Raw genomic sequence first — 18,012 nt, 5'->3', positions numbered from 1 at the left:
AGACGGTTGAACCAGAATTAGATCCATTGTGGTGGTGCTTAATTGCTCACTAATTTACTATAAAATGATTTCTATAAATGTAGAGATTGTAGCTAGTAAGCTTAATTGACTAGATCATTGTTGGTCTAGTTTTTTTGTAAGCAAATTAGCTTTAACATCTTAAATAGACCGAATCTTTTAGATAAATCGATTACAATACAGCTATATAAAAGAAGTAAATCGAGCATAAGTGTTGCTGCTTTCAAGGAACTGTTCAGATAGCTCAAACCAACAATGAAAATATTCATCCATAGCGATTGTTGCCTTAGTTAGTTCTAGGATTTTTTCTTACTTATTGAACTCATTTTAAATAAAAACAGAATTGAGCTCCTAATTCTTGCAAGATCTAGTGAATCTGTCCTCTTTAGTCTATAAAATTCCGATACTTTCCTTGAGCCTTGCCTTTCCTGATTCTCAGTCCAAGAACCGGGGAGATTGAAAACTTTTTTGGTGTAATGAGCAAGCTATTTTTGCAGCTGGGCAAAATATTGGTGGATTCCTTGAGCGACCGCTTGAGTTTGGGCGGTGGGTATGGTGGTTAGCGGCCGGCTTAAATAAATCTTGCGGGTTAAGGGTTGGGGAGTTAGCGAGTAAAGTTTGATCCCCTGCAGATCTAAATCAGGCCAAGAAAGGCTGGGGAGATAACAATAGCCAACCCCAGCTCGGACCATTCCCAGAATGGTCGCCCGGTCACCGGTCGTGAATTCTGGTTGCAAGGCTCCTTGTTGGGTGCGCAAGGTGTGTAAAACTAAGTCCCGCAAGGGATTGGGTTCGGTCGCGATTAAGGGAAATTGGACCAATTCGGCCGCAGTTAAACTTTTTTTATCGGCCAAAGTCACGGCTAGCTTTTCCGTCGAAAAAGCAAAATAAATTTCTTCTTCCAATAAAAGTTGATTTTCCTGACCCTTACGAGCTTGGGTAGAAAATTCCCAGTCATAAGGAAGTAATTGGTTAGTTTCGGGACCATGTTGCACGAGGTGAATGGTCACTTGGGGAACAACTTGCTGCAAGTAAGTTAAGAGCCCGGGAATTAAGGTGGTCGAACTTTCCAGGCGCAAAGTAACAATTTGGGCCTGCTCTTGTTTGGTCTGTTGCAGTTCGTTAATTCCTTGTTGAAGGGTGGTCAGACTAGTCTGAACTACTTGGGCTAGTTGACTACCTGCAGCATTAATTTTCAAAGAGCGTCCGTTGCGGGTAAAAAGAGAGATTCCCAGTTCTTGTTCTAATTCGTGAATGCTGCGGCTGAGTGAGGGTTGGGTCAAATGGAGATTGCGGGCCGATTGCGAAATGTTTTGCGTGGCGGCAACGTCCAAAAAGTATTGCAATTGTAATAAGCGCATTCCATTTTGCTCCTTATACCAAAAATGTGATAGCCTATGGCATTTATTATATTTCTCTTGAGATTAGAATTGCAATACAATAAGCCCATTAAAAATTAATTTTCTAAGAAAACAATGAAGGGTGATTATCTTGCCAAACTATCAAATAATTTCAGACAATGTTGCAACTCTTGCGCAATTAATTAGCTATCCCAGTACCAGTGAATCAGCAACTGGTCGGCAACAAGCCCGGCAATTTGTCCGTGATTTGTTGGAAAAATATTGTGGAGCAACTGTAGAAGAAGTTCCCAGTGCCGGTGAATCAGCCTTGGTCGCCACAATTAGCGGTCAAACGCCAGCAACAATTTTATTTTACGGACACTACGATGTTATGACCTCGGGGGCGCGGGAGGCTTGGGACAGTGATCCCTTCACTTTGACGGCTCGGGAAGGCCGGTTGTTTGGGCGAGGAGCCGGCGATAATAAAGGTCAACTGATTGCGACGATTATTGGTTTGAACCATTTTCTAGTTGCTCATCCCAATCATCGCCAAACTTTTCAGTTTTTAATTGAAGGCGAAGAAGAACAGGGCAGTATCCACCTGGCAGAAATTGTCAAAAAGTTGCGGTCCAGTTTGTTGGCCAAAGTCCAAGAGGTGATTGTCGTCGATGGTTCGATGAGTGATTCGGGGGATCATGTCTTGCGCTTGGCCAATCGGGGATTGTTTGGCTTTAAATTGCACTTGCAAACCGCCAGTCAAGATAATCATTCGGGAAATGCCGGCAATGTGTTGGCTAATCCAGTCCTCCTGTTTCAAGAAGTGCTCAACCATTTGTATGATCAAAAAAATAAGCGCGTTTTGATTCCTCACTTTTATGACGGCGTCGAAGCGCCGACCAAACAAGATGATGCCGATATTGCCCACTTGCCTTTTAATCGAGAACGTTTGAATCAGGTCTTTGGGGGCGAAGTTCAGGCGCAAGATCAAGAAGATTACTATCACCGCTTGATGTTTCAGCCAACTTTCAACGTTTCTGGAATTCAAGCTGGCTATACGGGCCCGGGAGTAAAAACTATTATCCCGGCGTCTTTGACCGCCAACATTAATTTCCGCTTGGTGGGACACCAACAAATTGCCCCAATTGCGGCTGGTTTAGCGACCGTTTTGCAGCCTTGGCTTGATCAAGGCGTCTTGAATTACGAAATCAATGGCCAAGTGCCACCGGCAACTTCTCCGGCCAGTCCAGCGGAGCGCTTACGCTTCCAAAAAGCGGCCCAAACTGCCGGAATTTCTTTGTTGGTTGAGCCTTGTATGCCGGGAACGGTGCCTAATTACGTTTGGACTGATATTTTGGGGGTTAAAGTCTTTACTTTGCCGCTGGCTAATTTTGATCAACATAATCACAGCAATAATGAAAATATTACCGTAACCGCCTTTGAACAGGGCATTGCGCTTATTACGGCCCTGGCGGCTCAATACGAAAGTGAGGTTTCTCCGCGTGACTCCAACTGATGCTTCTCTACAAAAAAAACGAGCCCATCTAACTTTTGGGATGATTTATCTGGGTTACATTGTTTGTTTTATTGATCGTTCCGCAATCAGCATTGCCTTATCCTATATTGGGCGTGATTTGTATTTATCGACCGCGACTTTAGGGGTGGTTTCAAGTGCTTTCTTCTTCAGTTATGCCTTGATGCAAATTCCCGGTGGTTGGCTGACGGATAAATTCGGGAGTTATCGTACGATTATTGTCGCCATTCTCTTTTGGTCCTTGTTCACCCTACTGACTGGTTTTGCTTGGTCGTTAGGCGCTCTGATTGTGATTCGGATTCTTTTTGGAATCGGCGAAGGAGCCTATCCTTCAGCAAGTTTAAAGCAAATTACCGAAGTTTTTCCTTATGAGGGTCGCTCGCTAGCGACTTTGGGAATTGTTTCTTCCAATTATGTCGGCCTCTCTGATTATGGCCCCAATCATTGCTAGCTTTGGCTGGCGCATGGCTTTCCATGCTATGGGAATCTTAGAAATCATTTTCGTAGCGATTTATGCTTTCGTTCTGCGACCGACCCATAAAAAGACGATTGAAGCCAGGAAGACGGCGGTGGCTGCGGTTCCCTGGCGAAAAATCTTAACCAACGGGATGTTATGGCAATTCTTTCTAATTGTTTTTGGCCTCAGTGTGATTACCAAAGGCCTTGATTTTTGGATACTGCCTTATCTTTTACAAGCCCGGCACTTAAATCTAGCGGGAATTTCTTGGTTAGTACCCTTACCTTCGATTGCCGCGGGGCTAGGAGCAATTGCCAGTGGCTGGATTTTAACGCACTATTTTACGGGTCGTGAAAATCTGCTGCTGGCGAGTTTAGCGACGACCCTTTTCGTGTTTGGGATGTACCAGTGCCCAAGTTTAGCGGCGGTAATTACCTTTGAGATCGCAACTTACTTTTTTAAATCGGTAGTCTTCACGGGAACTTTTGCCTTCTTTGCTGAATTAGTCGGAAAAAAGGAGTATGGTTCATCTGTCAGAATCGTGAACTTTGGCGGCCAGTTAGCGGGTTTTGTAGCTCCCATTGTGATTGGCGCTTTAGTCACGGCTTTTAAAGGATCATATTCAATTGCCTTTTTATTCCTAGTGGGAGCGGCAGCCGTCGCTTTTCTCAGTTCCTTATCGTTAAATACACGAAAATTAGCAGCCCAAAAATTAGTTGTTGGGGGAGAGTGTAAATGAAAATTAAACAAACAACTTTGCGAAAAGTTGATATGCCGATGCGGACACCTTTTGAAACTAGCTTTACCCGGAGACATTATAATTACCGCGATAGTTTTCAGAGACTTTAGTAATTTAAATCAGTGTTAAGGTTAGAATATTTTATTTTCGCTTACCCGTACTTTGCAGACTGACATGACGATCCAATTAAGTTGACGAGTCGCTATTTTGCCCTGAATCCTATGATGACTTGTGTAAGTTCTTCTCTAGAGGATTTGTTCAAAGATTGTGACTCTTTTAAAACGTCGATGTTCATTGTAATAATAAGGTTCCTTAGTTTTTATCCTAATGGGAAAATCATCATCGGTCAAATTTTCCCGGATTTTGGGAATTGAAGTTGTGGGTACGATTGATGAAACTAGTGTACCGAACCAATTTCCAAAAGGGCAAACTATAGCTTCTTTGATGGGCGGAATGGGATGGGCTTATAATAAAAGTTATGCGGAATATGTTTTGTTGCCTAATCAACGAATTTATCTTATCCAGACCCAGTTGAGTTAGACTGATTTGGTCGCAGTTTCGAAAACTTTTTATACTGCTTTGGGGACTTATCACAGTTTAGCCCTAAGAGCAAGAGTGAATTTTGATTTGTTCTGTGATTAGTAGTGTGAGAATCGCAGTGTTAAAGTTAATATTAGCCATAAAAAAGAAACTCCAAATAATGGGAACAATACGTTTACCCCAAAAAGCAACTGCACTTATTGATTTGGGCTTGAAACATCTGCTAGTTACCACGCAGAATAATCTTTAGCTGGTTAATAGCGGAGAATTTGATAAAATTATTGATTTAAACGGATTTTACTCAGGATTTGTCGATCAAACCACCATTAAAGAATTATTTGATTTTATACAAAAATATCAGATTGATGTTAAGTTCAACGAAATTTTTTTCACTTTCAGAAGCCGCCTAAGCCCATTGCTATTTGGCAATTAATTCAAGTTGGGGTAAAGTTATCGTTTTAATCTAAAATACAGTTAAAGAATTTAAAGGGGAAGTATGATGATTCGTTTTGAACAGCTTACCAAACGCTACGGTAAACAATTGGCTTTGGACAAGATCAACCTGACGATTAAAAGTCATGAATTATTTGTTTTGGTTGGGCCCAGTGGAAGCGGTAAGACGACGCTTTTGAAAATGGTCAATCGCTTAAACACGCCGACTACGGGGCGAGTTTGGTTAGACGAGCAAGATGTTACCAAAATTACTGATGTCCAAACTTTGCGGCAACAGATTGGCTACGTCCTCCAGTCAGGAGCCCTATTTCCGAATATGACTGTCGGAGAAAATGCCGCCATTCAAATGGTGGCCCAAGGTCTACCAGCGCCAGAATGTCGCCAGCGGGTCGCCGCTTTATTAGAACAAGTTGGTTTGAATCCGGACCAGTTTATGGAACGCATGCCCCACGAATTATCTGGGGGCGAAGCTCAACGAGTCGGAATTGTCCGGGCTTTGGCGCCGCAACCTAAAATTATCTTAATGGATGAACCTTTTAGTGCCCTCGATCCTTTATCGCGCCAGCAATTACAAGATTTACTCCGCCAGTTACATACTAAATTTCAAACGACAATTATTTTTGTGACTCACGATATGGATGAAGCTTTGAAATTAGCTGATCGCTTGGCGGTTGTCCATGCTGGTCACTTGCAACAAGTAGGAACTCCGGCCGAGATTTTGGCCACCCCGGCTAATGATTTTGTAGCTAGCTTTTTTGCGCAGGCTCATTCTCCCCAGCACTATTTACAAGAAGTCCTGCGGGCCGGTTATGGGCAAAAAACCAATTATCCGGGCGCCAAGATCTTGCCGCCAACCGCTACTTTGAGTGACTGGTCTGCCTTGTTGGTCAAAGATCCTCAACAAGTAGTTCAAGTGGAAAATAAACAATTGACGGCCCGAGATTTATGGCGCTATCTAGCTAGTTTAGCGGAGGATCAAAATTGATGACTTCTTTAATGATCTATTTGGCAAAAAATGGCCCCGAAATTTGGCAGGCTTTGGGGCAACATTTAACTTTATCCTTGATTGCGACGGTGATTACAATCATCTTGGCAATTCCTTTAGCGATCGCCTTAATCGACCATCGGCGAGCCGGAGAATTTGTCCTGCAAGTAGCTAGTGTAATTCAGACGATTCCTAGTTTGGCGATTCTCGGACTTTTGATTCCTTTAGTTGGGATTGGACCAGTGCCCGCGGTGATTGCCTTGGTTTTGTATGCGGTGATGCCGGTCTTTTCTAATACTTATGCGGGGTTAACGAATATTGATCCTTTATTGTTAGAAGCCGCTGATGCCTTTGGGGTTTCGCGCCGTTATAAATTATTTAAAATTCAAATCCCCCTCGCCCTGCCTCTGATTTTGACGGGTTTACGGATTGCGGTGGTGATGATTGTCGGTACCGCGACTTTAGCGGCTTTAATTGGTGGCGGCGGTCTCGGAACCTATATTTTATTAGGAATTCAAACTAACAATAATAATGCTTTGCTTGTGGGAGCGGTGTTAGCAGCGGTTTTGGCCTTACTAGCTAGTGCGGCAATTCGCTGGCTAGCCCATGCTCGTTGGCGTCATCTTCTTATTGGGGGCATAATCCTCCTTTTAGCCGGTGGGGGCTTTTATGGCTGGCAAAAGTGGCAAGCTGTCCAGCAAGAAACGATTACGATTGCCGGAAAAATGGGGAGTGAACCTGAAATTCTTTTAAACTTATATAAAGAATTAATTGAAAAAGATCAACCGCGAATTAAAGTCCAGTTGAAACCGAATTTTGGTGGTACCAGCTTTCTCTTTAATGGTCTGCAAAGTAAAAAGATTGATCTTTATCCGGAATTTACCGGCACCGTCCTCCAATCCTTAGTACAAACTAAAGAAAAGATGCCCCATCAACCGCAAGTCGCTTATCACTTGGCCCAAAAGTTGTTGGCGCAACAGCAACAGTTAACTTTGTTGGCACCGATGCAGTATCAAAATGGCTATATGATGACTGTCCGCCAAGAAACTGCGCAACGCTACCACTTAAAAACTATTGCGGATTTGCAGCGAACTCCCCAGTTGCGGGCAGCCTTTGATCCCGATTTTTATCAGCAGGCCGATGGCTATCCCGGCTTACAGCGCGCTTATGGTTTGAAATTCCAAGCAGTGCGAACGATGGAACCAGCCTTACGCTATGAGGCTTTAGCCCGCGGCAAGATTGAAGTTACTGACGGTTACACAACCGATCCCCAAATTAAAAAATATAATTTAGTAGTCTTGCGCGATAATCAGCGCTTTTTCCCGCCTTACCAAGGGGCACCTCTGATGCGCCGCCAGTTTGCGCAGCAACATCCCCAAATTGTCCGTAGCCTGAATCGGCTGCAGGGTCGTGTTACGACGGCTCAGATGCAAGCGATGAATTACGCGGTAACCGTGAAACATGAAAAAGCGGCCACAGTCGCCCACCGTTTTCTGTTAGAACAAGGGCTCTTGCCGGCCCAAAAGTAACGCTAAAATTATGTACAAAAAAACTGATGATTTCTAGTCATCAGTTTTTTAGAATAAATTATTTTTCGTGCTAGAATTCGAGAGATTTGTCTCGGGAAAGCAGGGTACAGATAATTGCGGCGATTCCCGAAAATCCGAAGAGAACAAAGGCTGCTGCCCAACCAAAGTGGTCGACAATCACCCCGATTAAAAGCGTCGCCACGGCGGCACCACCGATATAACTGAAAGTTCCGGTTAGACCAGAAGCAGCACCAGCAGCGGATTTTGGTACTAATTCCATGGCGTATAAACCAATCATCATTACTGGACCGTAGATGGCACAACCTAACAAAATCAAAATAGCGTAATCAAGTAACATGTATTCTTGGCCAGCAGGAATGAACCAGTAAACGCCAATTAAGATAATCGCGATGATCAAAAAGGCAACATTAGTCAAAGGCTTGGAGTTTTTAAAAATTTTAGCGGAGATATAACCGGCTAGTAACATCCCGACGATTCCACCGATTTCAAAGAAGGAGAAACCACCCATGCCCGCTGCCGAGTTGATTCCTTTTCCACCTTCAGCGGCACTAGTAGTTAAGAATTTAGGTGCCCAAGAAACAATTCCGTAGCGCAAGATATAGACGAAAGCCCCGTATAAGGAGGCCCACATTAACTTGTGGTTGGGCAGAATATAAGTTTTGACGGTTTCGCCTATTCCTAATTGTTGAGCAGGAACATCTGTCTTGCTTTCTTTTTTCTTGCGGTTGTATTCTTCTGGCTTATAGTCTTCAATGGCTGGCAGACCAACAGATTCTGGCGTATCTTCTTGGAGAAAATAAACCAAAACGGCCAAGACGCAGACGACTAACCCAGGAAACCAATAAGCGGCTTTGGTTTGACTGAGCGGATTCGTACCCGCTATGGCTAAGCCTGCCCCGGCTAAAGCGGGAGCGAGGGCCCCGCCGACATTATGAGACAGATTCCAAAGAGTTGAATATTTAATCCGTTCTTTATCGCCGAACCAATAGACTAAAGTCCGGGCCCCAGGTGGATAGCCCATGCCTTGTAGCCAGCCGTTAATTAAGTACATAATCGTGAAAAGCCAGACACTGGTAACGATATTGGGAAGAACTCCGATCAGAATATTGACTAATCCTGATAAAAGGAGCCCAATAGGTAAGAAAATTTTAGAGTTGGATTCGTCGGAAACCAGACCCATGACGAATTTGGAAACGCCGTAAGCTACAAAAGACGCACAGGAGATGAGTCCAATTTGGGTAGCCGACATTTTCAAGATCCCAGAAAGGATCGAAGTTGTGTTCCGGACAAAGTAGTAACCCATATAGCCAATAAAAATAGAGAGTAAAACTTGCATCCGGTAGCGTGGATATTTCTTTTTAATTTCCGCTGCTGGTAAGAGCGGTTTTTTCCCCGGTGGCGCTAATAATTTCTTAAACACGAACATCACCCCTCAAAAAATTTAGCGTTTATAAAAACGCTTACTTAAAGAGTATACAGTCATCTTTTCTTTGAAAGCAAACGTTATCAATTGTTATTTTGTTTTTGAAGGAACTTAAGTTTAAAAGATTAATTTTTAGAATTGGTCTATATTTATAATAACCCTTAATTTAAGAATTTAAAAGCTTAATGATTGGTAACTGGTAATTTATTTATCTGTAATTAATTATAATTGGTTTGGGCTTGATCTAAGATATCTAAAACTTGGACACTATGGTCAAAGGCGCGGCTGGCAGCGGCTAAATCATGCTCCCGGATCAGGCGTTCGAATTCCCGAAATTCACCGATCATCTTTTGGGGAAACTTATTGAGCTGATAACTTTTGCTAGTGCCTTGGCGAATTTGCACCGTAAATTTCGGCAGGGAATTAGTCGGTCCTTCAATAATAATTGTGCCATCTTCACCTTCAAGAAGACTGCGTGTTGGAGCTCCGGCATCTTTGGCGGCAATGCAGACGCATTGAGCTTGGGGATAAGTTAATTGTAAAATTCCGGAAGTATCAATGTGGCGTTGCCGATTAGGAAAATAGCGGACATCAAGGGGCTGGCCTAAGAGACTGACGGCCAAGTGGATATTATAAACATTAAGGTCGGTTAAGGCTCCACCACCTTGCTGGGGATCAAAGGCCGGCAAGATTGTCCCGGCGCGAAAAGCATCATAACGGGAAGAATATTGGGAATAGTTAAATTCGGCGATCCGAATTGTCCCAATTTGGGTCAGGGCCTGTTGAATGCCAAAGAAATTAGCCAGATATTGATTGGTAATGGCTTCTACCAAAATCAGATCCTTTTGCAGAGCTATTTTTTCTAATGTTTCGGCTTCCGCTCGAGAAGTGACAAAGGGCTTTTCACAAATCACATTTTTCCCAGCTAATAGCGCCGCTTGGCTGATAGCAAAGTGCAAGGGATTGGGCACGGCTACATAAACAGTGTCAACCGTCGGATCATTGATGGCTTGATTGCTATCCGTGTAAGCTTGCGGAATCTGGTATTGATCTTGTAACTGATGGAGATTTTTTTCACCATGAGGGGTACTAGCGATGGCTTGAATCTGCAAATTGGGAATCTGGGAACTAATCGGAAGAAATTCTTTGACGATCTTTCCGGCGCCGATAATGGCTAATTGCATAAGCTTGGTCCTCCAAAAATTTAAATTTAACTTTACTATACTCTCTTTGGGAGCGAAAAAAATCAGAGTCGGTCCTTGGGGATCAGGAAAATATTTTAAAGCGGGATTTTAGGCCTGAATTGAAGACCGTCTAAAACGGACGGCCTGAGCCGTTGGCTGTCTTTGCTCTAGATAAGGAGGAGATTTAAGTGGAAATGAAGATCTCAATACTTCTGGATTAATAGGAGCAGCAGATATCTTTTTTATTATACGATTTATGTATAGACTAGATTTTATTATAAGTATTAGACTAGACTTTTATGCTAAAGCTAATAATCGAATAGAAGTAAATTTATCAGCTAGCAAGGACATTACAGGGAGAGACAATCATGAAAATTCCACTAGAAAAAATAATTAATGCTGGAGTGATTCACTTTGAGGGGGAGACGCAAAGGCAAGTTCAAGAACGGGTGGATCAAACTAGTCAAAATTTATTGACCTTTAATCAAGCTCCAACAATTGCGGAACAAGGTCGAGTTTTAAAGAAAATTCTTGGTTATCCCCTTCCATAAGGAACGAGATTGAATCAACCTTTTCAGACTGATTTTGGCGCCCATACTTTTCTAGGAAAAAATGTTTTTATTAATCGTGATTGTTGTTTTGTGGATCTAGGTGGAATTTTTATTGTAGATCAGGTTTTTATTGGTCCTCGGGTTCTGATGATTTCGGTTAATCATCGCGAGAATCCACAAAAACGGGCGGATTTAGTTTTGAAGGCCGTTCATATCGAAAAAGGAGCTTGGCTGGGAGCTGGAGTCATGGTAGTTCCCGGAGTTACGATTGGTGCCGGTGCGGTAGTTACTCATGATGTCCCAGCTTAAGCAGTGGTTGCTGGTGTACCCGCAAAATTTATTCGTTGGCTTAAAAAGGATTAGAAAGGGAGATCGTGGTGCGAAAGCAAAAATAGAAAAGTTGCTAATAATTTATGCGGAGTGAAATGACGGCAGCTAGGGATGTCTAAAGTCGGCGTTCTTGGTTGACCTGAAACGCGTTTCATATTTTATGCTAGGATTATCTTGAATCAATTAGGAGTCAAATTTCATGATTAAACATCTTTTTTCCGATCTCGATGGGACTTTGTTAGATCCTCAAGGACAGGTGACAGCCAAGACGGTTCAAACAATACAGAAAGTGGGCTTGCCCTTAACGCTAGTTTCGGCGCGCGCTCCTTTGGAAATGGCGGCAACAATGCAGGCGTTAGATTTAACGGAACCCCAAATTGCCTTTAATGGGGGCTTGATTTTTCAAGATGGTCCTCAAGGAAGGCATTATTTGCAGGCAGCACCCTTAGTTGAAGGAAGTGCTTCAGAAATAATACCTGCTTTGAAGCAACGTTTCCCCCAATTAAGTATCAGTTATTATGACGATCAACGTTGGTATACGGAGCGGATTGATACGGGAATTATTTTAGAGCAAAAATTAACGGGACAAGAGCCGGTGGTTCAACCCTTGACCAAAACTTTGCGGTATTCTGCGGATAAAATTTTTAAAATAATGTTGATTACTTCGGATCCGCAACTTTTACTAGCTTTGAAAGAATTTTTGCGGACTTTAAAAAATCCCGAAATTAGTTGGCAGCAGTCAGGAACCGCTTACGTAGAGATTACTAGTGCTCAAGCCCAAAAGTCACGAGGAATTAAATATTTGCTGGAACGGGAAGCTTTAAAGACCACAGAAGTGGCTGCTTTTGGCGATGGCCACAACGATTTGCCGATGTTGAATTTAGTGGGCTTGCCAATCGTAATGGCTAACGCCTTGCCCGAAGTTCAAGCGGTCGCTCGGCGGATTACCCGTTCGAATGCGGCTGATGGGGTAGCGTATGCTTTGACTCATTTTCCAGAGTTTACTTAGGAGTAAAGAGATGACGACAATTAGAGATATCGCTCGGCTAAGTGGCTATTCAATCACGACGGTTTCGCGAGTCTTGAATCAGCATGGTTATGTTTCGCAAGCTACCCGAACTCAGATTGAGCAAGTAATCCAGGAAACAAACTATGTTCCCAACGGGGTAGCACGTGATCTAAGTATGGGGAAAACTCATACGATTGGGGTTGTTTTGCCTCATGCCAGCCATCCTTATTTTACCCAGTTGATTCAGGGCATTATGCAGGCTGCTTTTCTGAGTGAGTATCGCATCACTTTACTACCGTCTGAATATAATCAAAAGTTAGAGAATAAGTATTTAGAACAATTGCGACGAAAATTATTTGATGGTCTAATTTTTACCTCGCATGGCTTGCCTTTACCACGATTAGCCGCTTATTTAGCTTATGATCCAATTGTAATCTGTGAAGATCCTGGCGAAAATAACTTGCCGGCTGTCTATTCGGAGCGGCGGAATGGCTATCTGGCGGCCTTTCACTGGTTAAAAGAGCAGAATTTAACTCGAATTGCTTTCTTATTTAGCCGTCCAGTTGCTGCTAGTGCCACGGGAAAAGCGACTATGCAGGCTTTTCAAGCAGTTTATGGGCGATTGCCAGCGGCAGAGTGGGTGATTGATGATGTGGTGACCTTTGCAGACGGCTTTGCGGCCGCCGGTCAGTTAGTAGCGGCCGATTTAGATTTACAGGCAATTTTTACCAATGGTGATGATATTGCCGCCGGGGTGCGACAATGTTACCAAGATCAGCGGTTACCAGAACCCTTATTGGTGGGGCAAGATAATCAGTTAGCAGGATTTTTATTAAAATTACCGACAATTGATCATCATTTTCAAGAAATTGGCGCTCAAGCTTTTCGTCTGGTAACGCAGACTTCGGAGGCGAGAAGTAAAATTGCTATGCCGTCTGAATTTTTGTTGGGAGACCAGCGGAGTACACCAAAATAGGGATTTTTGTTAGAATTAAAATTGGGTGATGGTCGGGAAGCCTAGAGTCTTAGCGAAAGAATGCTGGATTAGTACCATTTTGATCTGGTGGTCAAGTGATTAGGAGAATCTAGATTTTATTTTAAAAATTGCGGTATGCTTATTGAGGCAGATGAATTTCTAGATTACTTAGTTGACTGGCTAATTTTAGAATCGAACTTTTAAAGTGTCGGTAATAGGTATCGGGTATAATTAATCAAACTCATAGAAAAAGCTAGTTAGTGATTTTTAGAATGCTGCTCTATCAGTCTTTTTTTAGTGTATTCCCCGCGGATGCGGGGGTGATTCTAGATGCCACTCTAAGCCTCTAACTCTTGGCGCGTGTTCCCCGCGTGAGCGGGGGTGATTCTAATTCCGGCAACGCCACCATCTTGGATTTTACGTGTTCCCCGCGTGAGCGGGGGTGATTCATTTTGCGGTAGCATGCGGCTGGTGAGCTTTGGGTGTTCCCCGCGTGAGCGGGGGTGATTCTTTATTCTTTATCAAGTTTGCGCAATCATATTTGTGTTCCCCGCGTGAGCGGGGGTGATTCTAAATTTTTAAGTCGTGAAATTAAGTCTCAAACGTGTTCCCCGCGTGAGCGGGGGTGATTCCTCCGGAACATATTTTTGTAAGGATTTCAATGAGTGTTCCCCGCGTGAGCGGGGGTGATTCTCCTATCCCGCCCACTTATCGTCCCAATGCGATGTGTTCCCCGCGTGAGCGGGGGTGATTCCGGAGTCGATAAATCTTCGGGAGTGAGTGACGAGTGTTCCCCGCGTGAGCGGGGGTGATTCTTGGTTCAACCAAGATATTACCTCATTTAAATCGTGTTCCCCGCGTGAGCGGGGGTGATTCTTATAAGAGTATCAAGAGCTACTGTCGAGTAACGTGTTCCCCGCGTGAGCGGGGGTGATTCTGATTATCATATTTATTCGAATTATGAGCATTTAGTGTTCCCCGCGTGAGCGGGGGTGATTCTTAACATTGACTTAATTTCACGTTCTTCTTCAAGTGTTCCCCGCGTGAGCGGGGGTGATTCTACTTTGTAGCGCTTCAACAGCACTTTTTGAAGGTGTTCCCCGCGTGAGCGGGGGTGATTCCAAACGTAACGGAGACAAAAGATAAGTATTTTTGTGTTCCCCGCGTGAGCGGGGGTGATTCCGGCTGCACCGAATCGTGCAAGAACCCCTTCAAGTGTTCCCCGCGTGAGCGGGGGTGATTCCAGGAATTGACAAGGCTAAAAATGCCCCACCGAGTGTTCCCCGCGTGAGCGGGGGTGATTCTTGATTATTCATTAAATCATTCTAATGTAATTAGTGTTCCCCGCGTGAGCGGGGGTGATTCTTACGAGCAGACGATCGCCGGGCAAAACGCCATGTGTTCCCCGCGTGAGCGGGGGTGATTCCATTTTATTTTGATATTGAAACTTTATTGTATAGTGTTCCCCGCGTGAGCGGGGGTGATTCCTTAATGTGCTTATTTAATTCAGTTGTTTGGTCGTGTTCCCCGCGTGAGCGGGGGTAATTCTAAAATTTTGATAAGGTAAAATAATACTTTGAGGTGTTCCCCGCGTGAGCGGGGGTGATTCTCACTCATATCAGCGAGTAGAAGTACGTCAAGGGTGTTCCCCGCGTGAGCGGGGGTGATTCTTGCTTTTTGAAAAATCAATCATTGGCTGTGCATTTAACAGTGTTCCCCGCGTGAGCGGGGGTGATTCCCCGAAGCTAACCAGCCGCATGTTGCCGCAGAAGTGTTCCCCGCGTGAGCGGGGGTGATTCCAATAGGGACGGTTTAAAACGTTCATATAATGTGTGTTCCCCGCGTAAGCGGGGGTGATTCCGTCTTGGCTACTTTTAAGTAGCTCCACCCAGCGTGTTCCCCGCGTAAGCGGGGGTGATTCTGTTTTGTTCTGCAGTAATTGGCTCACCACAAGGTGTTCCCCGCGTAAGCGGGGGTGATTCTACGGTTGATTATTGCAAGGTGGGAGACAAGCCGTGTTCCCCGCGTAAGCGGGGGTGATTCTTAGAACCTGATGAGGATTATCTCCTCCGAAGTGTGTTCCCCGCGTAAGCGGGGGTGATTCTATTTGCCAAGAATTAAAGAAAGATTAGACGGAGTGTTCCCCGCGTAAGCGGGGGTGATTCTCAAATTGGTGGATATGATAAAGATAAAGGTCTGTGTTCCCCGCGTAAGCGGGGGTGATTCTATTGGTAGCGACAATGTCCAAGCCACCATTCGGTGTTCCCCGCGTAAGCGGGGGTGATTCCTTTCATCCAGTTTTCGATATAATCATACATCGGTGTTCCCCGCGTAAGCGGGGGTGATTCTATCAATAAATTCATCATATCCGACGTATTTTAGTGTTCCCCGCGTAAGCGGGGGTGATTCTTAGAACCTGATGAGGATTATCTCCTCCGAAGTGTGTTCCCCGCGTAAGCGGGGGTGATTCCTTATAAAGTGGTCAATATTAGAATCTGCTAAAGTGTTCCCCGCGTAAGCGGGGGTGATTCTTGTTTGCTAGCTGCTTAATCATTTTCAAGTAGGTGTTCCCCGCGTAAGCGGGGGTGATTCTAAATACCATTTCTATTTGCGCAACAACGACGAGTGTTCCCCGCGTAAGCGGGGGTGATTCTTAACTTACTTGAACATGATCAACCTACCGGATTGTGTTCCCCGCGTAAGCGGGGGTGATTCTGCAACGTGGGGTTGCTAACGCGATTAAATTAGGTGTTCCCCGCGTAAGCGGGGGTGATTCTGTTTTCGTTAGGTAGAGTTCTTTTTTGATCTAGTGTTCCCCGCGTAAGCGGGGGTGATTCTTCCCAAAGATTATTACTCTGCTCATTTTCACAGTGTTCCCCGCGTAAGCGGGGGTGATTCGGCATTCATTCCCGATTGAGCCTCAGTACCAAAGTGTTCCCCGCGTAAGCGGGGGTGATTCTCGTTCTGTCGAAAGTCAAAATACGCAAATGAAGTGTTCCCCGCGCGAGCAGGGGTGATCCTAAAGGTCATTTGCACGGTCATATTCTCGCATAAGCGACACTTAATCCATCCAAAAACTCCTTCCTAAGCAGGCAAGTCTTTCTTGTCTTCTCAAGCAGGAGTTTTTTTGTTTATATTATTCAAGTTTCGCCACTAGGTCTTCTCCACTAGATCTTCGCCGAAATTCTTAAAAGCGATAATGAATCATACCTTGATATTCCTGCATTAGATGCTGGTTTTGCGCATCACCGCCATCTAGATTAGTGGAGTAAAAGACAGGAGCATCACCATCGCTTCTTTGGACCAGTCTTTGGCAGGCTTCGACCACAATGTTGTTCAAGATTGCGGCACCAATGACGGTCGAAGTCGGACCCACTTTTTGCGGGGCTCCTTGTAGCTGACAAGCAGCGTCGCCGATGGAACCATGATTATCCAAAACCAAATCAGCAATTTCAAATAAACGTTTTCCAGAAGCATGACGACTCGCTACGGCTTGAGAATAGCTGACGTTAGTCAGGCCAATGATTTGGACACCTTTGCTTTGGGCCACGGGAACCGCCTGTACTGGGAGTTTAACGGTTGAAATAATTAAAATAACCGCGGTTAAATCCTGTTGCGCCAGATTGGCTTGCGAAATGATCTGGATTTTTAAATCTCGTGGAAGCAGGTGTTGCAGCTGGGCTTGAATTAAGGAACTGGTGCCAACGCCATGGGGACAGACAAATAGAATCTTTTTTTGCGGTTGTTGGCGCTCGAGAGCCGCTTGAAAGTGGAGCGTAACAAAGGCAATTTCGTCATCAGCAATCTTGAGGTAGTTGGCCTGACCAAATTCGCGCAAGGCGTACCAAACACAACCGCAGCTTTGGGGATAATGATTTTTGATTTCGGTCAGCAGAGGGTTAATCACCGTAGTTTTGGCCTGCAGGCGACAGACCGTCTGGTAGAGATGAAGCAATAAATCGTTAGCGAGCTGTTGATCAGGGGTCAGATCGACTTGAAGACTGCGACTAATGGTCGCAATAAGTTTTTTCACTTTAATTTGAAAAGTTGCCGGAATTTTGGCCCGCGGCATAAAAAATTCTCCACCATTGCCAATAACTAAATAAGTTAAATATTGGAGTTCAGTGGTGCTAAAGTGATAGATTTTTCTTCCTGCAAACTGAGTAATAGTTCATAAACTAGAGGATATTTGTCTCAATTTGTGAGTGAGGAAGTGGTAGGAGCACCAGTTGGTAAATCGAGGGGATAACCTTGCTGCCCGCGATCGAGCAAAATTGCAGTGGAAATAATCAAATCGTTCAAAAGATTTTCCGGAACCTCTAAGTCCCAAGTCTTAATTTTCTTGCTCAGAATTGCCCGCACTTTTTGCAATAACTTTGGATCAAGATACCAAGTTAGAAGACTTTGCAGCGGAGGATGAGCTAGGATTTTCATCACGATGCGGTTAATAATCTTTTGCGTTTCTAATTCTTCTCCGGCCAAGTAAGTACCGGAATTATCGTAAGTCAAAGAAAGTTGATCTTGGGCCAATTCGGACTTGATGAAGACGATATCATGAGCAATACTACTCCGACCGACGTAGTAGTCCGTGGCTAGGCGTTGGTAGCTCAAATGTTCACCCTGAAGCAGGCGGGCTAGAATTTGATATTTTCGGATTTGGTTGCTGGGCAGTTGTTTTGCATTCAAGTTATCACCTTCAACTTGTATTCTAAAAGCGTCTAGGAATTGCTAGAAGACCAAAGAAAAAAGAAAAAATAGGTCTGAAAGTTGAACACTTCATCCCCGTTTAATTAGCTAATGATATTCTAATTGGCCCTTTAAGTTTTAGGATAGCACCTTTTGCAAGTCGAGTTAGGGACAATTTGTCTTCCTAACAGGGGCTTAATTTCTAGAAAAGGGCCGGAATTTCGGCTTTCTTACCGCGGA

The 18,012-nt window shown here is 44.2% G+C and carries 15 protein-coding genes, 1 pseudogene and 1 CRISPR repeat array; of the genes and pseudogenes, 10 read left to right on the top strand and 6 right to left on the bottom strand.

Translation table 11 applies throughout. The annotated features are described in order from the left end of the window. Nucleotides 1-503: 503 nt before the first annotated feature. Nucleotides 504-1,379, bottom strand: a complete 876-nt coding sequence (locus HU830_RS02975) for a LysR family transcriptional regulator (RefSeq protein WP_176942301.1) — start codon at nt 1,377-1,379, stop codon at nt 504-506. Between the two features lie 130 nt (nt 1,380-1,509). Here HU830_RS02975 and HU830_RS02970 point away from each other — a divergent pair, with 130 nt between their 5' ends. The 6 genes from HU830_RS02970 (at nt 1,510) to HU830_RS02950 (ending at nt 7,592) form a co-directional block, all read left to right on the top strand. Continuing rightward, a complete protein-coding gene (locus HU830_RS02970; protein ID WP_176942300.1) occupies nt 1,510-2,871 on the top strand; it encodes a M20/M25/M40 family metallo-hydrolase in 1,362 nt (453 codons plus the stop codon). Next, complete coding sequence (locus HU830_RS09000) at nt 2,858-3,340, top strand: MFS transporter (RefSeq protein WP_324196273.1); 483 nt, start codon at nt 2,858-2,860, stop codon at nt 3,338-3,340. Before HU830_RS02970 ends, HU830_RS09000 begins: the two co-directional genes overlap by 14 nt. After that, nucleotides 3,321-4,085, top strand: a complete 765-nt coding sequence (locus HU830_RS02965; RefSeq protein ID WP_267463532.1) for an MFS transporter — start codon at nt 3,321-3,323, stop codon at nt 4,083-4,085. The genes HU830_RS09000 and HU830_RS02965 overlap by 20 nt, the downstream gene beginning before the upstream one ends. Before the next feature lie 327 nt (nt 4,086-4,412). Further along, nucleotides 4,413-4,625: an MDR/zinc-dependent alcohol dehydrogenase-like family protein gene (locus HU830_RS02960; protein WP_176942299.1), complete on the top strand. Its 213-nt coding sequence runs from the start codon at nt 4,413-4,415 to the stop codon at nt 4,623-4,625. 499 nt (nt 4,626-5,124) lie between these two features. After that, nucleotides 5,125-6,063, top strand: coding sequence for an ATP-binding cassette domain-containing protein (locus HU830_RS02955; protein WP_176942298.1), 939 nt, complete (start codon nt 5,125-5,127; stop codon nt 6,061-6,063). Continuing rightward, complete coding sequence (locus HU830_RS02950; protein ID WP_176942403.1) at nt 6,063-7,592, top strand: ABC transporter permease/substrate-binding protein; 1,530 nt, start codon at nt 6,063-6,065, stop codon at nt 7,590-7,592. The genes HU830_RS02955 and HU830_RS02950 overlap by 1 nt, the downstream gene beginning before the upstream one ends. Nucleotides 7,593-7,662: 70 nt before the next feature. Here the strand turns inward: HU830_RS02950 and HU830_RS02945 are convergent, their stop codons facing one another. Together HU830_RS02945 and HU830_RS02940 are read right to left on the bottom strand one after the other, a co-directional pair. After that, the gene (locus HU830_RS02945; protein WP_176942297.1) at nt 7,663-9,033 is read right to left on the bottom strand and encodes an MFS transporter; all 1,371 of its coding nucleotides are present in this window, start codon (nt 9,031-9,033) and stop codon (nt 7,663-7,665) included. A gap of 221 nt (nt 9,034-9,254) precedes the next feature. Further along, the gene (locus HU830_RS02940) at nt 9,255-10,220 is read right to left on the bottom strand and encodes a Gfo/Idh/MocA family protein (RefSeq protein ID WP_176942296.1); all 966 of its coding nucleotides are present in this window, start codon (nt 10,218-10,220) and stop codon (nt 9,255-9,257) included. Between the two features lie 368 nt (nt 10,221-10,588). Here HU830_RS02940 and HU830_RS02935 point away from each other — a divergent pair, with 368 nt between their 5' ends. The 4 genes from HU830_RS02935 (at nt 10,589) to HU830_RS02920 (ending at nt 13,086) form a co-directional block, all read left to right on the top strand. Continuing rightward, on the top strand, nt 10,589-10,771 hold the full coding sequence (locus tag HU830_RS02935; protein ID WP_176942295.1) for a hypothetical protein: 183 nt from the start codon (nt 10,589-10,591) through the stop codon (nt 10,769-10,771). Between the two features lie 9 nt (nt 10,772-10,780). After that, the gene (locus HU830_RS02930; protein ID WP_176942294.1) at nt 10,781-11,080 is read left to right on the top strand and encodes an LbetaH domain-containing protein; all 300 of its coding nucleotides are present in this window, start codon (nt 10,781-10,783) and stop codon (nt 11,078-11,080) included. A 220-nt stretch (nt 11,081-11,300) separates the two neighbouring features. Next, nucleotides 11,301-12,110 carry an HAD family hydrolase gene (locus HU830_RS02925; protein WP_176942293.1) on the top strand — a complete coding sequence of 270 codons (810 nt, stop codon included), beginning with the start codon at nt 11,301-11,303 and terminating at the stop codon, nt 12,108-12,110. Nucleotides 12,111-12,120: 10 nt separating this feature from the next. Beyond that, a complete protein-coding gene (locus HU830_RS02920; RefSeq protein WP_176942292.1) occupies nt 12,121-13,086 on the top strand; it encodes a LacI family DNA-binding transcriptional regulator in 966 nt (321 codons plus the stop codon). A 299-nt stretch (nt 13,087-13,385) separates the two neighbouring features. After that, a CRISPR array of direct repeats spans nt 13,386-16,107; the repeat unit is 29 nt; unit sequence GTGTTCCCCGCGTAAGCGGGGGTGATTCT. Nucleotides 16,108-16,273: 166 nt separating this feature from the next. Here the strand turns inward: HU830_RS02920 and HU830_RS09085 are convergent. The 3 genes and pseudogenes from HU830_RS09085 to HU830_RS02910 form a co-directional block, all read right to left on the bottom strand. After that, on the bottom strand, nt 16,274-16,816 hold the full coding sequence (locus HU830_RS09085) for a sugar isomerase domain-containing protein (protein ID WP_324196286.1): 543 nt from the start codon (nt 16,814-16,816) through the stop codon (nt 16,274-16,276). A 39-nt stretch (nt 16,817-16,855) separates the two neighbouring features. Next, nucleotides 16,856-17,158, bottom strand: a pseudogene (locus HU830_RS09080) (PRD domain-containing protein); the annotation flags it as partial. A 122-nt stretch (nt 17,159-17,280) separates the two neighbouring features. Continuing rightward, nucleotides 17,281-17,772, bottom strand: coding sequence for a helix-turn-helix domain-containing protein (locus tag HU830_RS02910; protein WP_176942291.1), 492 nt, complete (start codon nt 17,770-17,772; stop codon nt 17,281-17,283). Between the last annotated feature and the right edge of the window lie 240 nt (nt 17,773-18,012).

This window comes from Bombilactobacillus apium, from assembly GCF_013385145.1.
GTDB classification, from domain to species: Bacteria; Bacillota; Bacilli; order Lactobacillales; family Lactobacillaceae; genus Bombilactobacillus; species Bombilactobacillus apium.
Note: the sequence above shows the minus strand (reverse complement) of the source record. Positions and strands in the feature narration are given on the sequence as shown.

Excerpts from the sequence above, each read along its gene's own strand:
- HU830_RS02975 (WP_176942301.1), bottom strand. The coding sequence starts at position 1,379 with ATGCGCTTATTACAATTGCAATACTTTTTGGACGTTGCCGCCACGCAA.
- HU830_RS02965 (WP_267463532.1), top strand. The coding sequence starts at position 3,321 with ATGGCCCCAATCATTGCTAGCTTTGGCTGGCGCATGGCTTTCCATGCT.
- HU830_RS02960 (WP_176942299.1), top strand. The coding sequence starts at position 4,413 with ATGGGAAAATCATCATCGGTCAAATTTTCCCGGATTTTGGGAATTGAA.
- HU830_RS02955 (WP_176942298.1), top strand. The coding sequence starts at position 5,125 with ATGATTCGTTTTGAACAGCTTACCAAACGCTACGGTAAACAATTGGCT.
- HU830_RS02950 (WP_176942403.1), top strand. The coding sequence starts at position 6,063 with ATGACTTCTTTAATGATCTATTTGGCAAAAAATGGCCCCGAAATTTGG.
- HU830_RS02940 (WP_176942296.1), bottom strand. The coding sequence starts at position 10,220 with ATGCAATTAGCCATTATCGGCGCCGGAAAGATCGTCAAAGAATTTCTT.
- HU830_RS02935 (WP_176942295.1), top strand. The coding sequence starts at position 10,589 with ATGAAAATTCCACTAGAAAAAATAATTAATGCTGGAGTGATTCACTTT.
- HU830_RS02925 (WP_176942293.1), top strand. The coding sequence starts at position 11,301 with ATGATTAAACATCTTTTTTCCGATCTCGATGGGACTTTGTTAGATCCT.
- HU830_RS02920 (WP_176942292.1), top strand. The coding sequence starts at position 12,121 with ATGACGACAATTAGAGATATCGCTCGGCTAAGTGGCTATTCAATCACG.